The following is a 22,786-nucleotide window of genomic DNA, read 5'->3' on the forward strand; positions in this document are numbered from 1 at the left end:
GCCGGGCCCGCCTCACCCCCGGTGCGGGCCCGGCCACCTTCGCTTCCTGGAGCAGCTCCGTGAAGACCCGAACCGTCCGCCGTAAGCAGCTCGTCGAGCACACCGTCGACGGCCACACCGAACTCGTCCTCGACGAGTACGACGTCGAGGAGCCGCTCCCGCCCCGCGACTGGGACAGCATCGTCCGCATCGGCGTCACCGCCATCGCCTGCGCGCTCGTCACCGTCTCCCTGGTCTGGACGACCGCGAGCATCGGCGACCTCCTCTCCCTTGCGACGATCACTGCCGTCGCCTACGCGGCCGGCGTCGCTTTCGACCTCACCTGGATCATGTGCATGGGCGTCGAGTGGCTGCTCCGCTACGACCCCGAGCGCGCTGCCCTTGCCCGCCGAGCCGGGCACGTAGCGCTCGCCATTTCGATGGCCGCCGTGTTCGTTCACGGCCGGCACTTCGGGCAGTGGCCCGTCGGTGCGGCCGGGGCCGCCGTCTCGCTGCTCGCCAAGGGCGGTTGGACGATCGCAATGCGCGCCCACGCCCGCCCCCTCGACCCGCGTACGGCGCAGTGGGTGGCGAAGCGACGCGCCGCCCTCGACGGACAGCTCGCCATGATCCCCGTGCGGCGCCAACTCCTGCGCGGCGAGGCCCTCGTCGACGCGGAGCAGCGCGCCCGGACCGTGGAGCCCGGCGGATCCAACGCTCCGGATCAGTCCGGACCTCATCCAGACCCCAATCCGCAACCGACGGCCACGGGCCCGATGACCGTGAAGGACGCGGTCCGGACCGCCCTCGACTCGGGAATCCGCGAGCCCGACCGCGTACTCGCCTACGTCCGCAAGGTCGCCGACGCCAACGCCCGCGAGGAAACCGTCTCGCGCTACATCCGATTGGCCAGCTGATGACCGACACCCGCCCCGGGGCTGACGAGAAGCGAGTTCGTTTCCTCCTGCGCAGAGCAGGCGTAGGGCCCGATGCCGACGAGCAGCCACTCCCGGCCGCTCCCGCGCACCTGCCCGCAGGGTTCGAGCCGCGCGCCCATGACTGGCTCGACGACATCCTCGACGGCAACGCCGACGAGCCCGCCCCGCGCCCCGCCCGCGCGCCGCGGCCGGCCAAGCAGCCCGAGCCGAACGCAGCGCCCCGCGAGCGGCGCGACTGGTCGTGGCTGTGGCAGTGGCTCCGCCCTTGGGGCACCTTCACCGCCGGGGCCGTGAGCGTCCTGCCTCTCTTCAGCGGCTGGTCCCTGGCCACCGGTTGGGCCCGCGTGCTGCACGAGATGCGCGACGACACGATCGGCGGCGCCTACACCGCCGCCGCCCTCGCCGTCGCCGTCACGTACCTGCTCGACCTCAAGCGACGTCGCTGGCTACTGCGCCTCGCCCTGGTCACCTCCGTGATCGGGTCCCTCGGCGTCCTCGACTGGTTCGACCCGATCACCTTCGTCACAGGAGTCCACCGATGACCGGCAGCACCGGCCTCACGCTCGCGGGCGTCGCCGCGGTCCTCGTCATCCTGTGGGCGAACCTGCGCCCCTGGTGGAAGGGCGACCGCGACCCCGCCAAGCTCAAGAGTTTCGGACTCGGCTCGCTGCTCGGCTCCGTGTCGACAATGTGCGCGGGCGGAGTCCTCGGCTGGCTCGCCGGATGCTCCGCGAGCATCGCCAACACAGGCGGCAGCAAGGGCGTTCAGGCCGCCACCGGCAAGACGTCCGACGCCGCGATCACGCACGGGAACCTCGGCCAGCTCACACCCGAGGGCGCCGTGATCGTCTTCCTGCTCACCTGCGCAACGATCTTCGCGTTCCGGGCCGCAGGCAAGGACGAGCGCAAGCGCATGGTCGGAGGAACGTTCTGCGGCGTCTGCCTGTGCCTCACCGCCGGCGTCGCCTCGCTGCTGAACTGGCTGCCCGGCCTGATCAACCAGGCGGGCACCATCCTCCGGAGCAGCGTCGAGGGGGCGGGCCTGCTGTGAAGCACCTCGTTACCCGTACCGTGCGCGCGCACGCCGCGGACCGCCTCGCCCGCGGCAGCGCCCTCGTCTTCCAGCGCCGCACCGCGCGGATCACCGCGTGGATCCGCGCGGGCCGCCGCGACGACCTCACCGGCTGGCAGGCCGCCCTCGGCCCCCTCCTGCGGCTCCTCCTCGTCGGCCTGCTCGCCTACCTCGCGTACGCCATCCTCCGCACGCTGCCCTGGCTCCTCGGCCTCCTCGCCACGCTATGGTGCCGGGCCGCGTGGAAGGCCGGCCGCGCCCCCGAACAGCCCGCCCCTGGAGCGGCCCCGGCGCAGGCCCCTGGGGAGACGATGCGCGCCCTCCTCCTCGACCTCATGGGGAGCGGCTCGGCAGTGCACCTCTCCACGGTCCTGGACCACCTCCAGAAGCGGCCCGACACCGAGGCCCTCACAGCCTCCTGGCAGGTGTCCGATCTGCGCGCCCAGTTGGAGGCCCTGAACATCCCCGTCCACCCCAAGGTGAAGGCCGGCGGGCGGGGCCCGACGAGGGGCGTCCGCCGCGCGGATCTGGCCCCTTCCCCGGATCCCGCCGAGGAGACGTCTACCGCGCCGTCTACCGCCGTCTGACCTGCGGGTCTACCGGCACATCTACCGCCATCTACCGGGCTATCTACCCGGTCATCTACCCCGGGGCGGCCGTCCGCCTGGCAGCTAGCCGGCCGCCCCGGTTCCCATCCCGAACGAGACAGGAGCGCCATCATGGCACTGAACAACAACATGCCGATCCGTGACCCGAAGCGTGCGGAGACCGACACGAAGCACACCACCAAGTACCAGGCATCGAAGGGCGGCTACTACCCGGTGAAGAAGGACGCGCCTGTTCCGGGTGCACCGAAGAAGTAGCTCAGCCACACTGAGCCAAGGCCCCGCCGTACACCCCCGTGACGGCGGGGCCTCACTACGCCCGTAGTTGCGCCGCGAGTGATCGTGTCGCACACTGGCCCCACGTCCGGCGTGCCCGGACACAACAGGCCCGCCACGTGCGGGCCTTTCGCATGTCCGGAGGTGATGACCATGCCGCAGCCCAAGTTCTCCAAGGGCACTCTCGTCACCGACGAGGAGCGCGCCGAGATCATCCGCCTCCACGGCGAGAACCTCGGCCGCAACGAGATCGCCCGCCGGATCCAGCGATCCTCGCGCACCGTCACCCTCATCGCGCAGGAACTCGGCCTCGACTTCGACCGCACCGCCACCGCCGTGGCCACCGAAGCCCGCAAGATCGACGCCAAGGCCCGCCGCGCCGCACTCATCGACCGCGCCTACGCGCGCGCAGAGCGGCTCTTCGACCGACTCGAAGCCGACGAGACCAGCGGATACCGGTTCACCGCGACCACGGTCAACGGCATCGAGACCACCACCCTCGACCACGTTCCCGGCCCCGAGGAACGCTCTCTCGCCACGGCGGCCAGCCAGTACCTCACGCAGGCCGCGAAGCTCGAAGCGATCGACAGCGACACCGGCGCCGATGACGCCCGGTCGATGCTCGGCAAGCTGATGAGCGGGCTCGCCGCGGTGTACGACGAGCAGCGGGGGGCCGACGAGGAGGCGGAAGGTGGGTCTCCTTGATGCGCTGCCGCTGTCCCGCAAGCAGGTCGTGTCGATCGTCGAGGCCGAGTCCCGCATCAACGTGTGGGAGGGCTCGGTCCGTTCGGGCAAGACCGTCGCGTCACTGCTCCGCTGGCTGATCTACGTAGCGAACGCGCCGCGCGGCGGCGAGCTGGTCATGGTCGGCCGCACCCGCGACTCCCTGTTCCGGAACATCATCGGCCCGCTGATGAACCCCGACCTGTTCGGGCCGCTCGCCTCCCAGGTGCGCTACAACAACGGCGCCCCGATCGCGTACATCATGGGCCGCCCCGTCCACGTGATCGGCGCCAACGACGCCAAGGCCGAGCCGAAGGTGCGCGGCATGACGTGCGCCGGCGCCTACGTGGACGAGCTGACGACGATCCCGCGGACGTTCTTTGACCAGCTCGTCGCGCGCTGCTCGGTCAAGGGCTCCAAGATTTTCGCGACGACCAACCCGGACAACCCCGGGCACTGGGCTCGCCGCGAGTACCTCAAGCGCGCCGAGGCCGTACGGCTGCGCTCTTGGCATTTCGTCCTGGACGACAACCCGTTCCTCGACCCCGAGTACGTGGCCGCGCTCAAGGCCACGTACACGGGCCTGTTCTACCGGCGGAACATCCTCGGGCACTGGGTGCAGGCCGAGGGCGCCATCTACGACAGCTTCGACGAGGAGCGGCACGTCGTCACCGAGGTCCCGCACATCGCCCGCTGGCTGTGCGACGCGATCGACTACGGCACGACGAACCCATACGCGGACCTGCTCATCGGCCTCGGCGTCGACCAGCGGCTCTACGTCGTGTCCGAGTACCGGTGGGACTCGCGCGCCGAGCGCCGCAAGATGACCGACGCCGAGTACAGCCAGGCCCGCCGTCGCTGGCTCGCCGCGGTTCCGCAGCCGCAGACCAACGTCCTCGGCGTGCAGCCGGAGTGGACGGTCGTGGACCCGTCGGCGGCCTCGTACATCGAGCAGCTGCACCGCGACGGCGTGGCCGGTGTGACCCCGGCCGAGAACACCGTGTTGGACGGCATCCGCACCGTCGGCTCGCTGTTCGCGGGTGACCGGCTGCGCGTGCACGCCTCCGCGCGCGGCCTGATCGAGGAGCTGCCCGGCTACTCCTGGGACGACGAGAAGGCCGAGAAGGGCGAGGACGCCCCGATCAAGCTCGATGACCACTCCTGTGACGCGCTGCGGTACGGGGTGCGCACGACCGAGGCCCTGTGGCGGCCGCACATCCCGACTCTCCTGGAGGTGGCCGCGTGAAGGTCGAGGTGATCCTTCGTACCAAGGGCCAGCCGGAGGCCGTCGTGGGCGAGGCCGAGGGCGACACGTGGCCGGAGATGCGCAGGGAACTCCCGAGGCTCATGCGCGATCTGGCCGACGAGTTCGAGAAGACCATGGACGACGAGGAGGTGCCCGATGCCGCTTCCGACGTCTGACACCCCCTGGCCGCCCACCGACCACCAGGTACAGGCCGCGCTCGCCGACTGGGACGCCTGGTATTCCGCCGATCCCGACCGGCTCGAAAACCGGTACCAGGGCCGCGGCTACCGCGAGGCCCTCGACCGGCCCGCGCAGCACCGCGGCGGCCTCGTCGGCAAGGTCGCCCGATGGTTTTGGGGCAACCCCACCAGTGCGGGCGAGAAGCGCACCAAGCTGCACGTGCCGCTCGCTGGGGACATCGCCCGCACCTCGTCCGAGCTGCTGTTCTCCGAGCCGCCCAAGCTCGTCTCCGAGCACACGACGACGCAGGACCGGCTCGACGAGCTGATGAACACCGGCCTCCAACCGACCCTGTTGGAGGCCGGCGAGCTGTGCGCGGCGCTCGGCGGCGCGTATCTGCGCGTGGTCTGGGACGAGGAGGTGTCGGACCGGCCGTGGCTGGACGCTGTGGCCGCCGACCGGGCCGTCCCCGAGTTCCGGTACGGGCGGCTCTCCGCGGTGACGTTCTGGACCGTGCTCGAGACCGAGGACTCGCGCCGCATCCTGCGCCACTTGGAGCGCCACGAGCGCGGTCGCATCTTCCACGGGCTCTACGAGGGCTCGCTTACCGCGCTCGGCCACGCGATCCCGCTCACCGAGCACCCGGCCACAGCCGGCCTCGCCACGGAGGTCGACGAGGAGGGCGGCCTCGACACGGGCGCCCCGGACCACCTCACCGCCTCGTACGTCCCCAACGTGCGCCCCGCGCGCGCCTGGAGACACATTCCGTCCGCCGCGTACTGGGGGCAGTCCGACTTCCAGGGCATCGAGGCCTTGATGGACTCCCTCGACGAGACCTACTCGTCGTGGATGCGGGACGTGCAGAACGGCAAGGGCCGCATCGTCGTCCCGAACACCATGCTGGAGTCGCTCGGCCCCGGGCAGGGCGCGGCATGGGACGAGGAACGGCGGATCTACTCCGGGCTCAACATGCTCCAGAGGCCCGGCGACCCGAACCCGCTCACCGTCGTCCAGTTCGAGATCCGCGTGGAGCAGCACCGCAACACCTGCCAGGCGCTACTGGAGCAGGCGGTGCGGCAGGCCGGCTACTCGGCGTCCACGTTCGGGGAGACGGGCGACGGCGCCGCGGTCACCGCGACGGAGATCCGGGCCCGCGAGCGCCGCTCGATGAGCACGCGCGGACGCAAGTCCATGTACTGGGGCCCGGGCATCGCCGACGGGGCCGCCGCGCTGCTCGCCGTCGAGGCAGGCCCGCGGTTCCGCGTCGGGGACCTGGAGGTCGAGCCGCCGCGCGTCGAGTTCCAGGACTCGATCAGCGAGGGCATGACCGAACTCGCCACCACGGCCGAGCTGTTGCGCCGCGCCGAGGCAGCCTCGGACGAGACGCTCGTGCAGATGATCCACCCCGACTGGGACGAGGACCAGGTGCAGGCCGAGGTCGACCGGCTCGGCAAGGCCCGCGAGGTCGCCGACCCGTTCCTCACCGGCGCAGAAGACCCGGCCGACGGTCCGCCGAAGCCTCCGGGCGTCCCCGGGGAGGACGAGCAGGAGGAGTAGGCCATGCCCGTATCACCGGCCATGGCCGAGGACCTCGCCGCCGCGATCCGCACCCTGTACGACGACGCCGAGCTGACACTGATCGACAAGCTCCGGCAGGCCCTCGCCGACGGCCTGGAGTCGCCGCTGTGGGCGGAGATCAAGCTGCGGTCCATCGGCGACCTCCGGCAGGCGGTCGAGGAGGTCACGCAGGCGCTCCAGACCGACGCGGACGGGGCGGTCGCGGAGGCGCTGGCCACCGCGTACGGGCGGGGGAGGCAGGCCGCGGTCGCCGAGCTCGGCGCGCTCGACATCGGCCGGGAACTTCAGGCCCGCGCGCAGCTGCCCAACGCGCCGGCGGTGGACCGGCTCGCTGCCTCGTGGGCCGCCGACACCCGGCCCCTGTACGCGCGCATCACCCGAGCGGTCCTGGACTTCTTCCGCGACATCGTCACCCGCGTCTCCACGGGCACGCTGCTGGGCACGATGACCCGACGGCAGGCCAGCCAGGAGGCACTCAATCGGTTCGCCCGGCGCGGCGTGACCGGCTTCACCGACAAGGCCGGCCGCAACTGGGAGCTCGGCGCGTACGCGGAGATGGCCGTCCGCTCCGTGACTGCCCGAGCAGCGGTCGAGGGCCACATCGACGCCCTCGCGGAGATCGGCGTGGGCCTGGTCATCGTGTCGGATGCGCCGCTGGAGTGCCCGCTGTGCGCCCCGTGGGAGGGCGAAGTCCTGTCCCTGGGCGCGGAGTCGGGGCCGCGGTCGCTGCGCGTCGAGCACGCGATCCAGCCGAAGCGCCTGTTCGCGGCTACGCAGACGGTCGTGGTGCACGTCGCGGGCTCGCTCATCGAGGCGCGCGCCGCGGGCCTGTTCCATCCGAACTGCCGGCACGCGCTGTCGGCCTACCTGCCGGGCGTCACCACCCGGCCGAAGACTCCGCCGCATCCGCAAGGTGCGACGTACGAAGACACGCAGCGGCAGCGGTACTACGAGCGCCAAGTGCGCGCGTGGAAGCGCAGGGCTGCGGCGGGCATGGACGAGGGCGCGCGCCGCACGGCGAACGCCAAGGTCCGTGCCTATCAGGCCCGTATCCGTGCTCTCACGGACGAGAAGGGCCTGGCGCGGAAGCGTCCGCGCGAGCAGATCGGCGCGGCCCGCTAACGCGCTCCGTGCAGGAAACACGAGTCGTTCACGCAAGTGGGCGCCCAAGTCTTCACCTGCCCACTGGGCACAGCCTTCCGGCTGGTCTGCAATCGCCACTGCCGAGGCTCCCCGCAGCCTCGGCACGGGCCGGGGTCGGCGTCTGGCTCCGGCGGGTCTACGTCTCGCCGCTCCTCGCTCATGCCCCGACGCTACGGCCGTCCTGCACAGGCGGCATGTCGAACAAACCCCTTCCCGGCATCCGCCGCACGGCGACCGCCGGACAATCCCGCACGGGAGATCACCATGCAGCACCCTTTCAAGCACCCTTCCGCGACGCATCACGCGATGGAGGTGCTCGGCTATCGCCGCAACGGCTCGCCGATCTACGCCATCGCGGGTGGCAGCGGCGAGGGCGAAGGCGGCTCCGGATCCAACGGATCCGAGCAGTCCAGCCAGTCCGGAACCGGCGGAGACCCGTCCGGCGGGCAGCCCGGTGACCAGGGCGGACAGCAGTCCGGACAGGAATCCGGGGCGTCCGGATCGGAGGCGGGCGACGGCACCGACTGGAAGGCCGAGGCCCGCAAGTGGGAGGACCGCGCCAAGGCCAACAAGCAGGCGCAGGATGAACTCGCCACGCTCAAGGCCTCCCAGATGACGGAGCAGGAGAAGGCGGTCGCCGAGGCCGAGGCGAAGGGCCGCACGGCCGCCGCCACGGAGTACGGCCAGAAGCTCGCCGCCGCCGAGTTCCGGGCAGCGGTCGCCGCCGCGGGCATCGACCTCGGCGACGCCGCCGAGTACATCGACGTCTCGCGCTTCGTCGGTGAGGACGGCGAGGTCAACGTCCCCGCCATCAAGTCCGCAGTCACCAAGTTCTCCAAGCTCGCCCCGCGCGGCCCCGGCCGCTCGGGCGGCGACATGGGCTCGGGCGGCTCCGGTGACCAGGCGGCATCCCTCGACAAGCAGATCGCGCAGGCCAAGGCCGACGGCAACTGGCGGCGCGTGATGCAGCTGGAGAACAGCAAGCTGGCCGCCGTCGAGGCGGGACAGCAGTAGCAGGGCCCGGCTCGTGGCCGCGCCCCATCACACCTAAGGAGAGTGGCCATGGCCGGTATCACCGCCCTCGGCACCACGTACAACCTCCCGAACTACACCGGGATCCTGCACCAGCTCACCCCGTCGGATACGCCCTTCTTCTCGGCAGTCGGCGGCCTCACGGGCGGCGGGCAGACCAACTCGATCGAGTTCGAGTGGCAGACCTTCGACCTGCGCGCGGCCGCACAGAACACCAAGCTCGAAGGCGCGGAGGCGCCGGCCGAGAGCGAGCGCGTGCGGGCCAACGTGTCCAACATCGTGCAGATTCACCACGAGACCGTGGGCGTGTCCTACACGAAGCTCGCGGCGACGCAGGTGAAGGCCGGCATCAACAACTCCGAGACGAACCCGATCACGAACGAACTCGACTGGCAGGTCGAGCAGATGCTGAAGCAGATGGTTCGCGACATCGAGTTCAGCTTCATTCAGGGCACGTACGCGAAGCCCGCGGACAACACGACCGCGCGCAAGACCCGAGGCATCCTCTCGGCGATCGCGACCAACGTCGTGGCGAACGCGCCGGCCGCCGCGCTCACCGAGAACGCCATCCTCGACCTGCTCCAGATGGTGTGGGACAACGGCGGCATCCAGGAGTCGGAGACGGCGACGCTGCTCACGAACAGCAAGCAGAAGCGGGTGCTGACGAAGCTGTTCGTCACGGACAAGAACTACCAGGAGACCAGCCGCACGGTCGGCGGTGTCCGTGTCCAGACCATCGAGACCGACTTCGGCTCGCTCAACATCATGCTCGACCGGCACATGCCCGCCGATCAGATCGCGGTCGTCTCGCTGGAGCAGTGCATGCCGGTGTACCAGGAGATCCCGGGCAAGGGGCACTTCTTCGCCGAGCCGCTCGCGCGGACCGGCGCGAAGGACCGCACGCAGTTGTACGGCGAGGTCGGCCTGAACTTCGGCAACGAGCGCACCCACGGCAAGATCACCGGCCTTCTGTAGGCCCGGGAAAGGGGTACCGATCATGATTGCGCTGCGGTGCGAGAAGCATCCGACGATGCAGGTGAACACCTCGGCCGGGCCCGTGAAGTTCACGGACGGCGTGGCGGAGGCGACAGCGGAACAGGCCGATGCGGTCGCGGAGATCGCGTCCGCGTACGGCATCACCATCGAGGCGGACGAGCCCGAAGAGGTGGACGTCCGGCCGGCCAAGTCGGCGTCCAAGGCGGACTGGAAGGCGTACGCCGTCGGCCAGGGCCTGGACGAGGCGGAGGCCGAGAAGGCGACCCGCGACGAGCTGGCCGCGCGGTACGCGGACGGAGGTGACTCCTGATGCCCATGTCCGCTTCCCTGTCCATGGCCGCCTCGGTCGACCTGTCCAAGGCGCTGGACCTCACGACGGCGCGCGATGGGCTGGCCTTCCGGCGTGCCGTCCAGCTCAACGACGGCACCGGCGCGGGCAAGGCCGACCGGGTGTTCCACGACCGGCGCACCCTGGCCGCGTCCGCGACAGAGGATCTCGACCTGGCAGGCGTGCTCCTGGACGCCTTCGGGGCCACGATCACCTTCGTGCGGGTCAAAGGCCTGTTCATCAGCGCCGCGGCGGCGAACACCAACAACGTCGTCGTCGGGGCCGCAACGAACGCGTGGGCGACGCTCCTGTCCGCGACGGGCACGCTGACGCTGCGGCCGGGCGCCTCGGTCGGGGCGATGGCGGGCCCGGCCGACACCACCGCGTATGCGGTCACGGCCGGCACCGCTGACCTGCTCAAGATCGCCAACTCGGGTGCGGGCAGCACGGTCTCGTACGACATCGTCATCGTCGGCTCGTCCGCGTAGGGGGTGGCCATGGCCCGGAGCTACGCCACCTCGGCGCAGTACGCGACGTACACCGGGCAAACGGTCCCGGCGGACATCGACGCCCGCCTCGGCCGCGCGAGCCGGTTCCTCGACTCCGAGGTGTTCCGGCTGTGCTGGTACGAGGCGGACGGCGACGGCTACCCGGCGAACACGGTCGTGCGGGAGGCCTTCGCCGATGCGGTCTGCGCGCAGGTGCAGTGGTGGGCGGAAACCGGCGACGAGCTGGGCACGGCCGGACAGTGGGGCTCGGTGAAGATCGGGTCCGTCAGTCTGTCCGGGCCCGGCTCGTCGTCCGGGGCCGGAGGCTCCTCGACGGGCCGCACGGTCGCCGAGGCCGCCCTCGAAGCGCTCCGCACACCCGACCTGACCTCGGACCTGTTCCGCCTCGGCGAGGTGGTCCAGTGCTGATCCCCGCCTTCCTCCTCCAACACGAGGTGACCGTGGAGGCGTGGCAGGGCGAAGGACCCTACGGGCCCTCGTACGCCGCTCCGGTCACGGTGCGGTGCTTCCTCGACGAGCAGACCCGAATGGTCCGCAGCCCCGGCGGCGAGGACGTCACCTCGACGAGCACCGCGTACGCCCTCCCGGACGCGGTGTGCCCGGCCCGCTCGCGGGTGACCCTGCCCTCGGGCCGGACCACCACCGTCATCGCCGCCTACCAGCGCGACGGCGGGAACCTGCCCACCCCCGATCATCTGGAGGTGCAGCTCCAGTGACGCAGTACGCGCGCATGAACTGGCAGGGCGGACGGCTGTGGGGCGCCCGCGGCCGGCGTCTGGCCTCCGAGGGGCTGCAACGCGCCCTGGAGCACACCCTCGGCGAGGCGGACAAGCTCGTACCCCTCGACGAGGGCACGCTGCGCCGCTCGGGCCGGGTCGACGTGGACGGCCTCAACGGCGTGATCTCGTACGACACCGTCTATGCGGTCCGCCAGCACGAGGAACTGACCTGGAAGCACCTGCCGGGCCGGCAGGCGAAGTACCTGGAACAGCCGATGAATACCGAGCGGGACGTGATGCTGCGGCTGATGGCCGTACCGCTGCGCCGCTGGCTGCGCGGCTGACCCACCCACCCCGAACCCCCGCCCTACGCGGGGGTTTTCGCATGCCCGGAGGTGCTCGGTGGGCTACACCAACGCGCTCACGGAGGGCCTCGCCTCGCTGATCGCGGGCGCGGGCCTCGCCGTCTACCGGCCGAACGGGATCTACACCACCGGCGAGACCGGCATCACGGTCGCGATCATGCCGGACACCCCCGACGGGCTGGTCTGCCTGACCCCCTACCCGGTCGAGGACACCGACCTGACCGACGCGGTCACCGGCATTCAGGTGCGCATGCGCCAGGGCCGCGATCCGCGCCTCGTCGAGCAGCTGGCCGAGGACGTGTTCGACCTGCTCCACAACCGCCGGGGCCTGGTCCTCGGCGGGATCCAAGTCGCCCTGATCTGGCGCCAGTCACAGGCCCCCATGGGCCAGGACGTCCACGGCCGTCAGGAGATCTCGGCGAACTACTACCTCCGGGCGACGCGCCCCGGATCTCACCTGTACGAATAGGGAGGCTGCGTCATGTCGACGCCGACCGAGACCGCTCTGGCGCGCCGCTGGCGCCTGGAGATCAACATGGGCACGGAGGCCAGCCCGAACTGGCAACTGTGCCCGGCTGTCACGGAGTTCGCGTGGACGGCCGAGCCCAACCACGAGGACGACACCTCGTACGACACCGACGGTTGGGCCGAGAACACCAAGACGGGGCAATCGTGGGAAGTCGAGGTCACCTTCAACCGGAAGGCGTCCCCGGACAACACCACGTACTCGGTGGTCCACGAGAAGATCCGTACCGCGTTCTTCGCCTACGGCGACGCCTCCAAGGTCCACCTGAGGTTCTTCGACCGCAACGGCCTGCCCGAGGCGTACGAGGGCAAGGGCCTGCCGGAGTGGGAGCCGCAGGGCGGCGAGGCCACCGACCTCGACCAAGTGCAGGTGACGTTCACCGGCACGGGCCCGCTCACGCCGATCACGAACCCGGTGAGCCCCTGATGGCCGGATCGTTCAAGGTCCTGGAGGAGTTCCAGGACGACGCGCTCACCCTGCCCGTGCGCTGCCCCGACGGCACCGTGCGCGAGTTCCGCATCCCGGCCCCGACCGCCGAGGACGGCCTGCGGGTGCAGCACCTCATGGAGAAGGCCCGCCGCCTCGCCGCCGGGGGCGCCCCGGAGGACACCGAGGTACTCGACGACGACGCCGAACTCGACCTGTTCCAGGTCGCGCTCGGCACCGCCTACGAGGAGCTGCGCGCGGCCGACCTGAACTGGGGCCGCTTCCGGCATGTGGCGATGACCGCCGTCATGTGGATCACTGCCGGGCTCGACGTCGCCGAACAGTATTGGGAGGCCGACGGCGACCCTTCTCGTCTGGCCCCGAACCGGGCGGCTCGCCGGGCCTCATCGGCTGCGGTGAGTACGACGAAGCGACGGGGCTCTACGAGTGGTACGAGCGGCCAGAGGGCTACCAGCCGCGCCCGCAAGGCCGCGAAGACCTGACCTGGGGCTCCCTCCTCGGCGAGTGGGCCCTCATCGAGTGCGACCTCCACGAGGTCTACGGCATCGACCTCAACGCCCCGGGCCTGATGCGCGAGCGCACCTGGCGTTGGCTGCGCCTGCGCATCGTCGGCCTGCTGTCCGCCGAGTCCCGTCTCGCGCGCCGCTTCGCACCTCCCGAACCCAAGCAACCCAAGGGGGTACGACGTGGCGCTGCATCTCGGTGACCTGGTCGCCGGCCTGCGGGCGGACGAAGGCCCGTTCACGCGGTCTATGACCCGCGCTCAGCTCGCGATGCGCGGCCTGACGCGCGACGTGAACGGGCAGCTCCGCACGCTCGACGGCCAGTTCGCGACGAGCTCGCGGGGCATGGGGCAAAACCTCGCCTACCAGGTCGGCAACGGCGCGCGGATGGCGGTCGACGCGCTGAAGAAGTTGGCACCCGCGGTGGCCGGCATCGGCGTGGGCCTGCCCGCGGTCGCCGCCGTCACCACGGGACTCATGGGCCTTGCCGCCGGGGCGGTCGCGGCGGGCATCGCGGTGAAGGCCTTCTCGCTCGCTGTGGGCCCGCAGATGACCGCGGTGACCGATGTCGCCAAGCTCGCCGAGGAGGCAGAGAAGGCGGCCGCCGAGGGAGCTGCGGACGCGGCCGAGAAGCAGAAGGCGTACACCGACGCGCTCGCCGACCTCCCACCCGCGACACGGGGAGCGGCGAAGGCGTTCATCGGCCTGAAGTCGGACTACAAGGCGTGGTCCGACGGGCTGAGCAGCACCACGATGCCGCTGGTCACCAAGGGCATCGAGATCCTGCGGGACCTGCTGCCGACGCTGACCCCGTTCGTGAAGGCCGCAGCCGACGCGATCGGCGGGTTCCTCGACGAGGTCTCGGTCGGCGTCAAGTCGGCCGGGTTCAAGCAGTGGGCGGCCGACATGGCATCGGCGGCCGGGCCCGCACTGAGCAACTTCCTGTCCGTCATCAAGAACCTGGCGATCGGCTTCGGCGGGCTCCTCCAGGCGTTCCTGCCCGTGTCGGCCGGCATGACCGGCGGACTGGTCTCGATGAGCGAGGCCTTCGCCAACTGGGGCACGTCCCTCCAGGGTTCGGAGGGGTTCGCGCAGTTCCTCGAACTGGCCCGCCAGGGCGGGCAGATGCTCGGCGAACTCGCGATGGCCGCGGGCAACTTGCTGGTGGCGTTGGGCCCGCTGATCGGGATCACGACGCAGGTGGCGCTCGCGCTGGCGCGGATCATCAACGCGCTGCCGCCGGGAGTGCTGTCCGTCCTCGCGACGACGATCACGGCCGTCGTGATCGCGATGAAGCTGTGGGCGGCCGGCAGTGCGGCGGTTGCCGTGGCGAACCGGCTGATGGCGTCGTCCACGTACGCGGCGATCGCCGGGTGGGCGCGGATGATGGCGGCCGGGCTCGCTGCCTACGCGCGTATTGCGGCGGCCGCGGTCGCCTCGGCCGCGCGTACGGCCGCGGCGTGGGCGGGGGCCGCGTTGAGGTCCATGGCGACGTTCGCCGCGCAGATGATCCGGACTGCTGCGGTGGCTGTGGCGCAGTTCGTCATGATGGCGGCCCGCGCCGTGGTGTGGGCTGCCGTGATGGCCGCGCAGTGGCTGATCGCGATGGGGCCGATCGGCTGGATCATCGCCGCTGTGATCGCCCTGGTCGCGCTCGTCATCGCGAACTGGGACACGGTCCGCGCGTGGACGGTCGCGGCCTGGAACGCCGTCGTGGCCGCGGTCATGGCCGCGGTCAACTGGGTGCTCGGCGCGATCGAGTGGCTCGGCCAGATCCCCGGCAAGATCGGCGCCTGGTTCGGGCAGGCCAAGGACTGGGCCGTGCAGAAGATGGCCGAGATGGTCGTTTGGCTGGCCGGGCTCCCGGGCCGGGTCGGCGCCGCCGTCTCCGGGCTCCTCGGCACCCTGCGCGGCTGGGCGTCCCGTTCGTTCCAGGCGTTCCGTCAGATGGCGTCCGACAAGGTCAACTCCATGATCGCGTGGGTGCGCGGGCTGCCCGGCCGGATCTCCCGGGCCATCGGCAGCCTGAAGGATCTACTCGCTGACAAGGGACGCGACTTGATCCGAGGCCTCTACAACGGGGTCTCACGCATGGGCGGTTGGCTCAAGGACAAGCTGATCGGCTTCGCGAAGTCGATGATTCCCGGGCCGATCGCCAAGGCGCTCGGGATCGCCTCCCCGAGCCGCCTCATGGCCGACCAGATCGGCCACTGGATCCCGGCCGGTATCGCGCAGGGCGCCGAGGCCAACGCGGGCGTCCTGGACAAGACCATGGCGGGCCTCGTCAACACCCCATCCCCGTCCGCGGCGATGGCCGCCTCAATGGGCGGAGCAGTGGCTGGCGCCTCCGGAGGAGGTGGCTCGTCCGCGATCACGCTCCGGGTTGATACCGGGGGCAGCGCGGCCGACGAGCTGCTCGCCACCCTCATCCGCGACTTCGTGAAGGTACGCGGCGGCAACGTTCAGACCGTCCTCGGAAGGGGGTGACCCGTGGCTTTTCCCGAGGACCCGTTGGGGCTGCGCGTCGAGATCAAGGCCGGGCAGTGGACGAACATCACCGGTGACGTCTACACCCGCGATGCGATCACGCACACGCGCGGCATCCGGTCGGGCGGCACCACCGCAGAGCCTGCGTCGGTGCCGCTGACCATCAACAACCGCGACGGGAAGTACAGCCCGCGTAACCCGGTAGGTCCGTACTACGGGCTCATCGGGCGCAACACGCCCGTACGTCTGTCGCTGCCGGGCGGTGGGCACTTCCTCGACCTCGACGGCGACCCGGCCTCCTACGCCTCCACTCCGGACGTCGCGGCGCTCGACATCACCGGCAGCCTCGACCTGCGTTGGGAGGGCGAGGCGAACTGGTACGGGCCCGGGGCCACCATGCTGATCGGCAAGTGGGGTGAGGCAGGCAACCGCTCCTACCACCTGCGGATTCAGGACGGCGCGCTGTTCCTGCACGTCTCCCGGGACGGTGTCACCGGGCCGTGGGCCGGACGACCGTTGCCCGCACTGCCACGACGCGCGGCCCTGCGCGCCACGATCGACACCACGACGCCTGCGGGCGGCTACACGTTCCGGCACTACTGGGCTGAGTCCCTGGCCGGGCCGTGGACGCAGATCAGCGCCGACTACTCGGTCAACGACAGCCCGGTCACCATCTACGCGGGCACGGCACCCCTGACGATCGCCCCGACCGAACTGAACACGTCGCCGCCTCGCCGCGCCCTGGAAGGCCGGGTCTACGCGGCACAGGTCCGCGCCGGCATCGACGGCACGCTCGTCGCCGCCCCGGACTTCACGCAACGCCCCGTAGGAGCGGGCGCGTTCATTGACTCCGCGGGCCGTACCTGGTCGTTCTCGGGGTCCGCCACCGTGGCGGACAGGCGTGAACTGTTCGTCGGCGAGATCGCCTCATGGCCGCAGAAGTGGGTGCCCAGCGGAGCGGACGTGTGGACACCCGTGCAGGCGGCGGGCATCCTCCGCCGCTACGGCCAGGGCGCCAAGGCTCTCGACTCCACTTTGCGCCGCCGCATCCCGTCCGGGAGGCCGATCGCGTACTGGCCGATGGAGGAGGACCGCGAGGCGACCCGCGCCTACTCGCCGATCCTCGGCGTGCGCCCGGCCGCGCTGACTGGGGTGGAGTTCGGCGCTCTCGACACGCTGCCCTCGTCCAAGGCGCTGCCGAAGATCTCCGCGGGCGGGACTCTGTCCGCGATCGTGCCCGCGCACGCGGACCGCGGCGAGTGGCAGGTCGAGCTCGTCTACAACGCCGACGACAAGCCACCGCCCGCCTCGGACGTGCACCACGAACTGATCAGCGTGTCCACGACGGGCACGGTTCGCCGTTGGGTGATCGGCATGCAGAACGCCGACGTTCGGGTCTTCGGGTTCAACTCGTCAGGCGAGGACGTCATCTTCAGGTCGATCAGCGTGAACTCCGATGTGTTCCACGGGTGGGTGCGGCTGCGCCTGTGGGCCCGCGACAACGGCGCCGGCAGCGTCGAGTGGCGCTTGGACTTCCAGGACGTCGGCGGCGACGCAGGCGGCTACGGCAGCACCATCACCGGCACCACAGGCCACGTGACCGCCGTGACAGCGACCTGGACGGAGGCCATGGCCGGATGGGGCATCGGGCACCTGTCCGTCCTGCCCACCGCAGCCAACAGCCTCTACACCGGATCCGACGACGGCTACGCGGGCGAGACCGCGTGGGCCCGAATCCAGCGCCTGGCGTTGGAGGAGGCGATCCCTGTGTCCCGGATCGCCGGGCCACTCGCCCCGCAGCGTGTGGGCCCGCAGCGCCCGGAGACGCTCCTCTCCCTGCTCCAGGAGGCTGCGGACGCCGACGGCGGCATGCTCGTCGAGTCCCGCGACCGCCTCGGCCTCCTCTACCGCGACCGCTCCAGCCTCTACACGCAGGAGCCCGCGCTCGTCCTCGACTACGCGGCCGGGCACATCGCGGCGGGGTCGCTGGAGCCGACGGACGACGACGATGCGACCCGCAATGACATCACCGTCACCAGAACGGGCGGCAGCTCGGCGCGCTCCCTCCTCGAGGAGGGCCCGCTGTCGGTGCAGGCTCCGCCGGCCGGGATCGGCCTGTACGACGAGTCGGTCACGCTGAACGTCAATGACGATGTGCAGCTGGAGTACATCGCCCCGTGGCGGCTCCATCTGGGCACGTACGACGGGGCGCGGTATCCGGCGGTGACGATCCGGCTGCACAAGCACCCGGAACTGATCGACACCGTGCTCGGGCTGCGTGAGGGCGACATCCTCCGCATCGTCAACCTTCCGCCGTGGGTGGCGTACGGGCCGGTGGATCTCCTCATCACCGGCCTGTCCGAGACGCTCCTGCCGCGCACGTGGACGGTGACGCTGCCGTGCGAGCCGGGCGGCCCGTGGATGACCGCGAAGGCCGACCACCCGGTCTATGGGAAGGCGAACACGGACGGCTCGATGTTGGCGGGGCCGGCCACGGCGGTGGACACCACCTTGGCGGTGCGCACGACGGCGGGCCCGCAATGGACCGAAGACCAGGCAGAGTTGCCGTTTGACGTGCAGGTGGGCGGTGAAGTCGTCACGGTCAAAGCCGTCGGACGAGTCTTGTCCGGCCCGGCGACGTTCGATCCGACCATCTCCGGCTGGCTCGTCGATTCGTCCACGCTCGACAGAGTCACGGCCCCTCTTCCTCCCAAGGCGGGCGCCACGGCCGCGTTGGCGATCACGGCCACAGGCACGCTGTGGGCGGGAGGTGTCGGCCCGCTCACCGCCGTGGACGCCGTCACCGCGGGGGCGACCTACCGGACGGGTTTCTGGGCGTACAGCCCGACCGGGACGGATGTCCGGCCCACGGTGTCCTGGTACAACGCGGCCGGCACGTTCCAATCCTCGTCGCCGGCCCCGTCCGTGATCATTCCCGCAGCGACCTGGACGTACGTGTCCGCAACGGTGACGGCCCCCGCGGCGTCCCGCGCTCGTGTACGCCCACGCTTCGTGCCCGCCTCCGCGGGCGAAGTGCTGTACGTGTGGGCGCCCGTGCTGCTCGGCCCTGCACCCGTAGTCGCCGACACCTTCACCCGCTCCGTCACGGGCGGCTGGGGCGTGGCCGACTCGGGCCAGGCCTGGACCGCATCGGGTGGCACGGTTGCCACGGACTACGACGTGAACGGCACCGCAGCCCGGCACCTGGCGACGACCAGGAACCTTTTCCGGGTCACTGCGCTCAACTCGGTGGTGCTGGTCGACGTGGAGGTCATGCTCCGTGTCGCGGTGCCTTTCACACCCACGGGTGACGGCGTGTACGTCTACTTCCTGGCCAGGACGGACCCGGCGCTGGCCAGCTTTTACTTCGCGCGGCTGTACGTCTCTACCGGCGGCGTGGCCCAGCTCTCGCTCCGCAAACGCACGCCAGCAGAGACTCTTCTGGCGACGGCGTCAACGACGCTGTCACACGAACCCGGTACGCCCTACTGGATCCGCTTCAGGGTGGAGGGCAGTGCGCTGATGGCGCGCGCCTGGAAGGACGGCTCACCGGAGCCTGCCGTGTGGCACGTGGAAGCCACGGATTCGGATCCCCTGGTCCCCGCCTCTGGCGGTGTCGGGCTCCGGTCCTACATCAGCAACACGAACACCAACGCCCTGCCGGTGACGATCGCTTACGACGACTTCCAGATCACGGACAGCCAGACGTTCACAGTCACCCGATCCGTCAACGGCGTCAACAAGCCCCACGCGGCCCGCACCGCGTTGGCCCTCGCCCATCCGGCGATCGCATCCCTGTAGAGGAGGACGACCCTTGGCTACCCCCGTCGAACAGTGGCTCTCCGGCATGGACATCTCGGCCGGCCGCCTCCAGTCCATGAACCAACAGAAGTCCTGGGTGGCGGTGACGAACTACGGTGCTGACCCGTCGGGTTCGACGGACGCGTCGCCGGGCATCCAGGCCGCGCTCAACTACGCGAGGGATATGGGCGGCGCTCAGGTGATGGTGCCGCCCGGCGTCTACCTGATCGGCACGACGCTGCGGATCTACAGCAACACCAGGTTGACCTTGATGGCGGGCGCCGAGTTCCGGCGGAACGTCGCCGCAACGATGATCATCAACGGCGACAGCGGGCAGGCCCTCGGCGGCTACACCGGCCACTCCCGGATCGTCATCGAGGGCGGCCTGTGGAACATGCGCGGCACGACCGCGGGGCTCACGGGCTCGGCGATGTGCATCAGCATCGGGCACGCCACCGACATCACCATCCAGGACCTGGAGATTCGCGATGTCCCCGGCTATCACGCCATCGAGCTGAACTCGACGTCGCACGGCGTGATCCGCAACGCGAAATTCCGCGGCTACATCGATCCTGGCGGCAGGACCTTCTCGGAGGCCATCCAGATCGACCTCGCCAAATCGAGCGGCGTCTTCGGCGGCTTCGGGCCCTACGACCACACGCCGTGCGAGGACGTGCTGGTCACCGGCTGTCATTTCGGCGCCTCGGGCACCGCGGGCACGACCGCGTGGCCGCGCGGGGTGGGCTCGCACTCGGCGACGATCGGCCGCTGGCACCGCCGCATCCGCATCAGCGACTGTTCCTTTGAAGGGCTGCTTCAGTACGCGATCAGCGCCTACAGCTACGAGGATTTGACCGTCACCGGCAACACCTTCGTGGCCTGCGGCAGCGGCGTGCGCCTCCGCAGCGTCATCTTCGGGGAGCCCGAGGACACGAAGGACGTCAACGGCAACCCCACCGGCGGCAGCCAGCCGATGCGGAATCTGTCCGTCGTCGGCAACACCTTCCGCGACATGGGCACCTACGCCGACGCCATCGAGGCCCGCGGCGAGATCACCGGCACGGTCCTCAACGTCGCCATCAGCGGCAACGTCTTCGACAACACCGGCACCACCGCCAACGGCATCCGGTTGCAGTACGTGGAACGCTCCTCCGTCACCGGCAACGCCGTCGCGAACATCGGCAACACCTCCATCTCGATGGAGGACTGCTCGCGCGTCACTGTCGGCTCGAACCAGCTCACGTGGGGCCACGGTTACGGGATCACCGTCGTCGACTGCACGCAGACCACGGTCGCCGACAACCAGATCTGCTACCCGGGCAAGGGCGGCATCCTCGTCGACGAGAACGCCAGCGACATTCACCTGCGCGGCAACTTCATCAAGGGCCCCTCGCGGGACACGAACGATGGCTTCTGGGGCATCAACATCACGGGCAACTCGTCGTCCGTGACGATCAGCGGGAACAAGACCCGCCCGAATGGCAGCGCCCCCGAGGGCAAGGGTGGGCTCCGAGTCAACGCGGGCGTGACCTTCATCCACCGGTTCGGCAACGACTGGCGCGGCTCGACATGGACCGGCGCGGCGCTGACGGACCCCACCTCGCCAAACACGTCGGCCACCGACGTAAGTACCTGATAGGGGGCACGCGATGGGCACCACGGTCACCGAACGGTTCGAAGTGGTCCTGCGGTATGCGGACACCGGCAAGGTCATCACGGGCATCTACGGAGCGGCGACCCCCGAGGACTGCGCCAAGACGGCTGCGGTCAACGGGATCGCCACGCAGCTTGCGTCTTGGCAGACCTTGGACTGGAAGAAGGCCGTTAACGATGCGCTGTGGGCGGATCCGACCACGATCATCGAGTACACCGACGATCCGGATTCATCCGTGGTCTTCGAGGCGCTGGTGATGAAACAAGTCACCACAGTGGTCGACGAGTCCACCGTGCAGTCGACGCAGGTCGAGTGGGTCCCAGCCTTCGGCTGATCCCGCTCATTTCGTACGCCCCGTGCCCGCTGGCCGGGGCCTTTCTCATTTCTGGAGAGTCCATGGCGACACCCATGTCCGCGTCCGCGTTCCTCGCGGCCCTGCGTGCCGAGGGCGTTCGCGTCCAGGAGGTCGGCTCGTGGCGCACCCACAACCGTGCAGGCCACGGCAGTTGGGGGCCGGTGCATGGCGTGATGATCCATCACACCGTGACGTCCGGCACCTCCTCGTCGGTGAAGATCTGCCGCGACGGATACTCGTCGCTGCCCGGCCCGTTGTGCCACGGCGTCATCGCCAAGGACGGCGTCGTGCACCTCGTCGGCTACGGCCGCGCCAACCACGCCGGATCCGGCGACGACGACGTGCTGCGCGCCGTCATCGCCGAGCGCTCCCTGCCCGCTGCGAACGAGGCGAACACCGACGGCAACGCCCGCTTCTACGGCTTCGAGTGCATCAACCTCGGCAACGGCCGCGACCCTTGGCCGGCCGAGCAGGTCGAGGCCGCGGTCCGTGTGAGTGCGGCGATCTGCCGGCATCACGGGTGGGGCGAGGACGGCGACACCTCGGTCATCGGCCACAAGGAGTGGCAGCCCGGAAAGATCGACCCCAAGGGGCCGGGCGTCTCCATGTCGGACATCCGCGAGCGCGTCGCCGAGCGGCTCAAGCACTCGGCGTCCTGGTCGCCGGGCGGCACGTCCAAGTACACCGTCGCCCGCGGCGACACCCTCTGGTCCATCGCCGCGACCAAGCTCGGCGACGGCAACCGGTGGCGCGAGATCGCCGCGGCCAACGACATCGAGGACGCCGACGCGATCACGCCCGGCCTGAAGCTCACCCTCCCCAAGAAGTGAGGTCTGCATGACCGACTACAGCCAGCGGCACCCCGGCACACAGCAGCTGATGCGGCACTTCGAGTACCAGCACCTCCCGCAGCCTCTTCAGTCCGTCAGTTTCGACGTTTGCAACCTCGCCTACAAGCTCGTCGAGAAGCTGCCCGACGGGCCCGAACTGACGGCGGGCCTGCGCAAGTTGCTGGAGGCGAAGGACTGCTTCGTTCGCGCCGCCCTCGATCTCCCCAAGGAGTCCTGACCATGGCCGCACCGTCCGCACCCATCGAGAAGAAGGTCACCGCGAGCTCCGCGCTCGCCTACCTGGCGAGCCTCGCCGGGCTCGCAGTCCTCGGCGGCGTCACCGACGACCCGTCGCTCATCAGCGGCATGCCCGACGCCCTGGAGCCGTTCGTCCTCGCCCTCGTGCCGGCCGCCGCGTCGTGGGTCGCAGGGTGGGCAGCCCCGCACACCCCACGCTCGGACACCTGAGCCGAGCAGCCCGCCCCGAACTAGCA

At 70.3% G+C, this 22,786-nt stretch carries 27 protein-coding genes; all 27 read left to right on the top strand.

Annotation, left to right across the window (positions count from 1 at the left end; translation table 11 throughout):
- Positions 1 to 59: 59 nt before the first annotated feature.
- A complete protein-coding gene (locus tag ACYSUO_RS18610; RefSeq protein WP_461777253.1) occupies positions 60 to 896 on the top strand; it encodes a protein transporter Sec31 in 837 nt (278 codons plus the stop codon).
- Positions 896 to 1,459: a hypothetical protein gene (locus tag ACYSUO_RS18615; RefSeq protein ID WP_461777254.1), complete on the top strand. Its 564-nt coding sequence runs from the start codon at positions 896 to 898 to the stop codon at positions 1,457 to 1,459. Before ACYSUO_RS18610 ends, ACYSUO_RS18615 begins: the two co-directional genes overlap by 1 nt.
- On the top strand, positions 1,456 to 1,968 hold the full coding sequence (locus ACYSUO_RS18620; protein WP_461777255.1) for a hypothetical protein: 513 nt from the start codon (positions 1,456 to 1,458) through the stop codon (positions 1,966 to 1,968). Before ACYSUO_RS18615 ends, ACYSUO_RS18620 begins: the two co-directional genes overlap by 4 nt.
- Positions 1,965 to 2,576 carry a hypothetical protein gene (locus tag ACYSUO_RS18625; RefSeq protein ID WP_461777256.1) on the top strand — a complete coding sequence of 204 codons (612 nt, stop codon included), beginning with the start codon at positions 1,965 to 1,967 and terminating at the stop codon, positions 2,574 to 2,576. The genes ACYSUO_RS18620 and ACYSUO_RS18625 overlap by 4 nt, the downstream gene beginning before the upstream one ends.
- A gap of 132 nt (positions 2,577 to 2,708) precedes the next feature.
- Entirely contained in the window at positions 2,709 to 2,852 is a 144-nt protein-coding gene (locus ACYSUO_RS18630; protein WP_461777257.1) for a hypothetical protein, read from the top strand.
- A 171-nt stretch (positions 2,853 to 3,023) separates the two neighbouring features.
- Positions 3,024 to 3,575 (top strand): helix-turn-helix domain-containing protein, encoded by a 552-nt coding sequence (locus ACYSUO_RS18635; protein ID WP_461777258.1) that lies wholly within the window; start codon positions 3,024 to 3,026, stop codon positions 3,573 to 3,575.
- Positions 3,562 to 4,839, top strand: a complete 1,278-nt coding sequence (locus tag ACYSUO_RS18640) for a PBSX family phage terminase large subunit (RefSeq protein ID WP_461777259.1) — start codon at positions 3,562 to 3,564, stop codon at positions 4,837 to 4,839. Before ACYSUO_RS18635 ends, ACYSUO_RS18640 begins: the two co-directional genes overlap by 14 nt.
- The gene (locus tag ACYSUO_RS18645; protein WP_461777260.1) at positions 4,836 to 5,015 is read left to right on the top strand and encodes a hypothetical protein; all 180 of its coding nucleotides are present in this window, start codon (positions 4,836 to 4,838) and stop codon (positions 5,013 to 5,015) included. The genes ACYSUO_RS18640 and ACYSUO_RS18645 overlap by 4 nt, the downstream gene beginning before the upstream one ends.
- Positions 4,996 to 6,576 carry a phage portal protein gene (locus ACYSUO_RS18650; RefSeq protein WP_461777261.1) on the top strand — a complete coding sequence of 527 codons (1,581 nt, stop codon included), beginning with the start codon at positions 4,996 to 4,998 and terminating at the stop codon, positions 6,574 to 6,576. Before ACYSUO_RS18645 ends, ACYSUO_RS18650 begins: the two co-directional genes overlap by 20 nt.
- Before the next feature lie 3 nt (positions 6,577 to 6,579).
- Positions 6,580 to 7,719: a phage minor capsid protein gene (locus ACYSUO_RS18655; protein WP_461777262.1), complete on the top strand. Its 1,140-nt coding sequence runs from the start codon at positions 6,580 to 6,582 to the stop codon at positions 7,717 to 7,719.
- A gap of 285 nt (positions 7,720 to 8,004) precedes the next feature.
- Entirely contained in the window at positions 8,005 to 8,754 is a 750-nt protein-coding gene (locus ACYSUO_RS18660) for a hypothetical protein (protein ID WP_461777263.1), read from the top strand.
- A gap of 48 nt (positions 8,755 to 8,802) precedes the next feature.
- On the top strand, positions 8,803 to 9,747 hold the full coding sequence (locus ACYSUO_RS18665; protein WP_461777264.1) for an SU10 major capsid protein: 945 nt from the start codon (positions 8,803 to 8,805) through the stop codon (positions 9,745 to 9,747).
- Between the two features lie 22 nt (positions 9,748 to 9,769).
- Positions 9,770 to 10,078, top strand: coding sequence for a hypothetical protein (locus ACYSUO_RS18670; RefSeq protein WP_461777265.1), 309 nt, complete (start codon positions 9,770 to 9,772; stop codon positions 10,076 to 10,078).
- The gene (locus ACYSUO_RS18675; protein WP_461777266.1) at positions 10,078 to 10,584 is read left to right on the top strand and encodes a hypothetical protein; all 507 of its coding nucleotides are present in this window, start codon (positions 10,078 to 10,080) and stop codon (positions 10,582 to 10,584) included. Before ACYSUO_RS18670 ends, ACYSUO_RS18675 begins: the two co-directional genes overlap by 1 nt.
- Before the next feature lie 9 nt (positions 10,585 to 10,593).
- The gene (locus tag ACYSUO_RS18680; RefSeq protein ID WP_461777267.1) at positions 10,594 to 11,013 is read left to right on the top strand and encodes a hypothetical protein; all 420 of its coding nucleotides are present in this window, start codon (positions 10,594 to 10,596) and stop codon (positions 11,011 to 11,013) included.
- The gene (locus tag ACYSUO_RS18685) at positions 11,007 to 11,321 is read left to right on the top strand and encodes a hypothetical protein (protein WP_461777268.1); all 315 of its coding nucleotides are present in this window, start codon (positions 11,007 to 11,009) and stop codon (positions 11,319 to 11,321) included. The genes ACYSUO_RS18680 and ACYSUO_RS18685 overlap by 7 nt, the downstream gene beginning before the upstream one ends.
- Entirely contained in the window at positions 11,318 to 11,668 is a 351-nt protein-coding gene (locus ACYSUO_RS18690; RefSeq protein ID WP_461777269.1) for a minor capsid protein, read from the top strand. The genes ACYSUO_RS18685 and ACYSUO_RS18690 overlap by 4 nt, the downstream gene beginning before the upstream one ends.
- 58 nt (positions 11,669 to 11,726) lie before the next feature.
- Positions 11,727 to 12,158 (top strand): minor capsid protein, encoded by a 432-nt coding sequence (locus tag ACYSUO_RS18695; protein ID WP_461777270.1) that lies wholly within the window; start codon positions 11,727 to 11,729, stop codon positions 12,156 to 12,158.
- A gap of 12 nt (positions 12,159 to 12,170) precedes the next feature.
- Positions 12,171 to 12,641: a phage tail tube protein gene (locus ACYSUO_RS18700; protein WP_461777271.1), complete on the top strand. Its 471-nt coding sequence runs from the start codon at positions 12,171 to 12,173 to the stop codon at positions 12,639 to 12,641.
- Positions 12,641 to 13,144 (top strand): DUF7426 family protein, encoded by a 504-nt coding sequence (locus ACYSUO_RS18705; RefSeq protein WP_461777272.1) that lies wholly within the window; start codon positions 12,641 to 12,643, stop codon positions 13,142 to 13,144. The genes ACYSUO_RS18700 and ACYSUO_RS18705 overlap by 1 nt, the downstream gene beginning before the upstream one ends.
- A gap of 204 nt (positions 13,145 to 13,348) precedes the next feature.
- The gene (locus ACYSUO_RS18710; RefSeq protein WP_461777273.1) at positions 13,349 to 15,652 is read left to right on the top strand and encodes a hypothetical protein; all 2,304 of its coding nucleotides are present in this window, start codon (positions 13,349 to 13,351) and stop codon (positions 15,650 to 15,652) included.
- Between the two features lie 3 nt (positions 15,653 to 15,655).
- Complete coding sequence (locus ACYSUO_RS18715; RefSeq protein ID WP_461777274.1) at positions 15,656 to 19,453, top strand: hypothetical protein; 3,798 nt, start codon at positions 15,656 to 15,658, stop codon at positions 19,451 to 19,453.
- Between the two features lie 13 nt (positions 19,454 to 19,466).
- Positions 19,467 to 21,089 carry a right-handed parallel beta-helix repeat-containing protein gene (locus ACYSUO_RS18720; RefSeq protein ID WP_461777275.1) on the top strand — a complete coding sequence of 541 codons (1,623 nt, stop codon included), beginning with the start codon at positions 19,467 to 19,469 and terminating at the stop codon, positions 21,087 to 21,089.
- A 13-nt stretch (positions 21,090 to 21,102) separates the two neighbouring features.
- Positions 21,103 to 21,441 carry a hypothetical protein gene (locus tag ACYSUO_RS18725; RefSeq protein WP_461777276.1) on the top strand — a complete coding sequence of 113 codons (339 nt, stop codon included), beginning with the start codon at positions 21,103 to 21,105 and terminating at the stop codon, positions 21,439 to 21,441.
- A gap of 62 nt (positions 21,442 to 21,503) precedes the next feature.
- Complete coding sequence (locus ACYSUO_RS18730) at positions 21,504 to 22,292, top strand: peptidoglycan recognition protein family protein (protein ID WP_461777277.1); 789 nt, start codon at positions 21,504 to 21,506, stop codon at positions 22,290 to 22,292.
- 7 nt (positions 22,293 to 22,299) lie between these two features.
- The gene (locus ACYSUO_RS18735; RefSeq protein ID WP_461777278.1) at positions 22,300 to 22,530 is read left to right on the top strand and encodes a hypothetical protein; all 231 of its coding nucleotides are present in this window, start codon (positions 22,300 to 22,302) and stop codon (positions 22,528 to 22,530) included.
- Positions 22,531 to 22,532: 2 nt separating this feature from the next.
- Positions 22,533 to 22,760 carry a holin gene (locus tag ACYSUO_RS18740; protein WP_461777279.1) on the top strand — a complete coding sequence of 76 codons (228 nt, stop codon included), beginning with the start codon at positions 22,533 to 22,535 and terminating at the stop codon, positions 22,758 to 22,760.
- Positions 22,761 to 22,786 lie beyond the last annotated feature (26 nt).

The organism is Streptomyces sp. UC4497, from assembly GCF_054871485.1.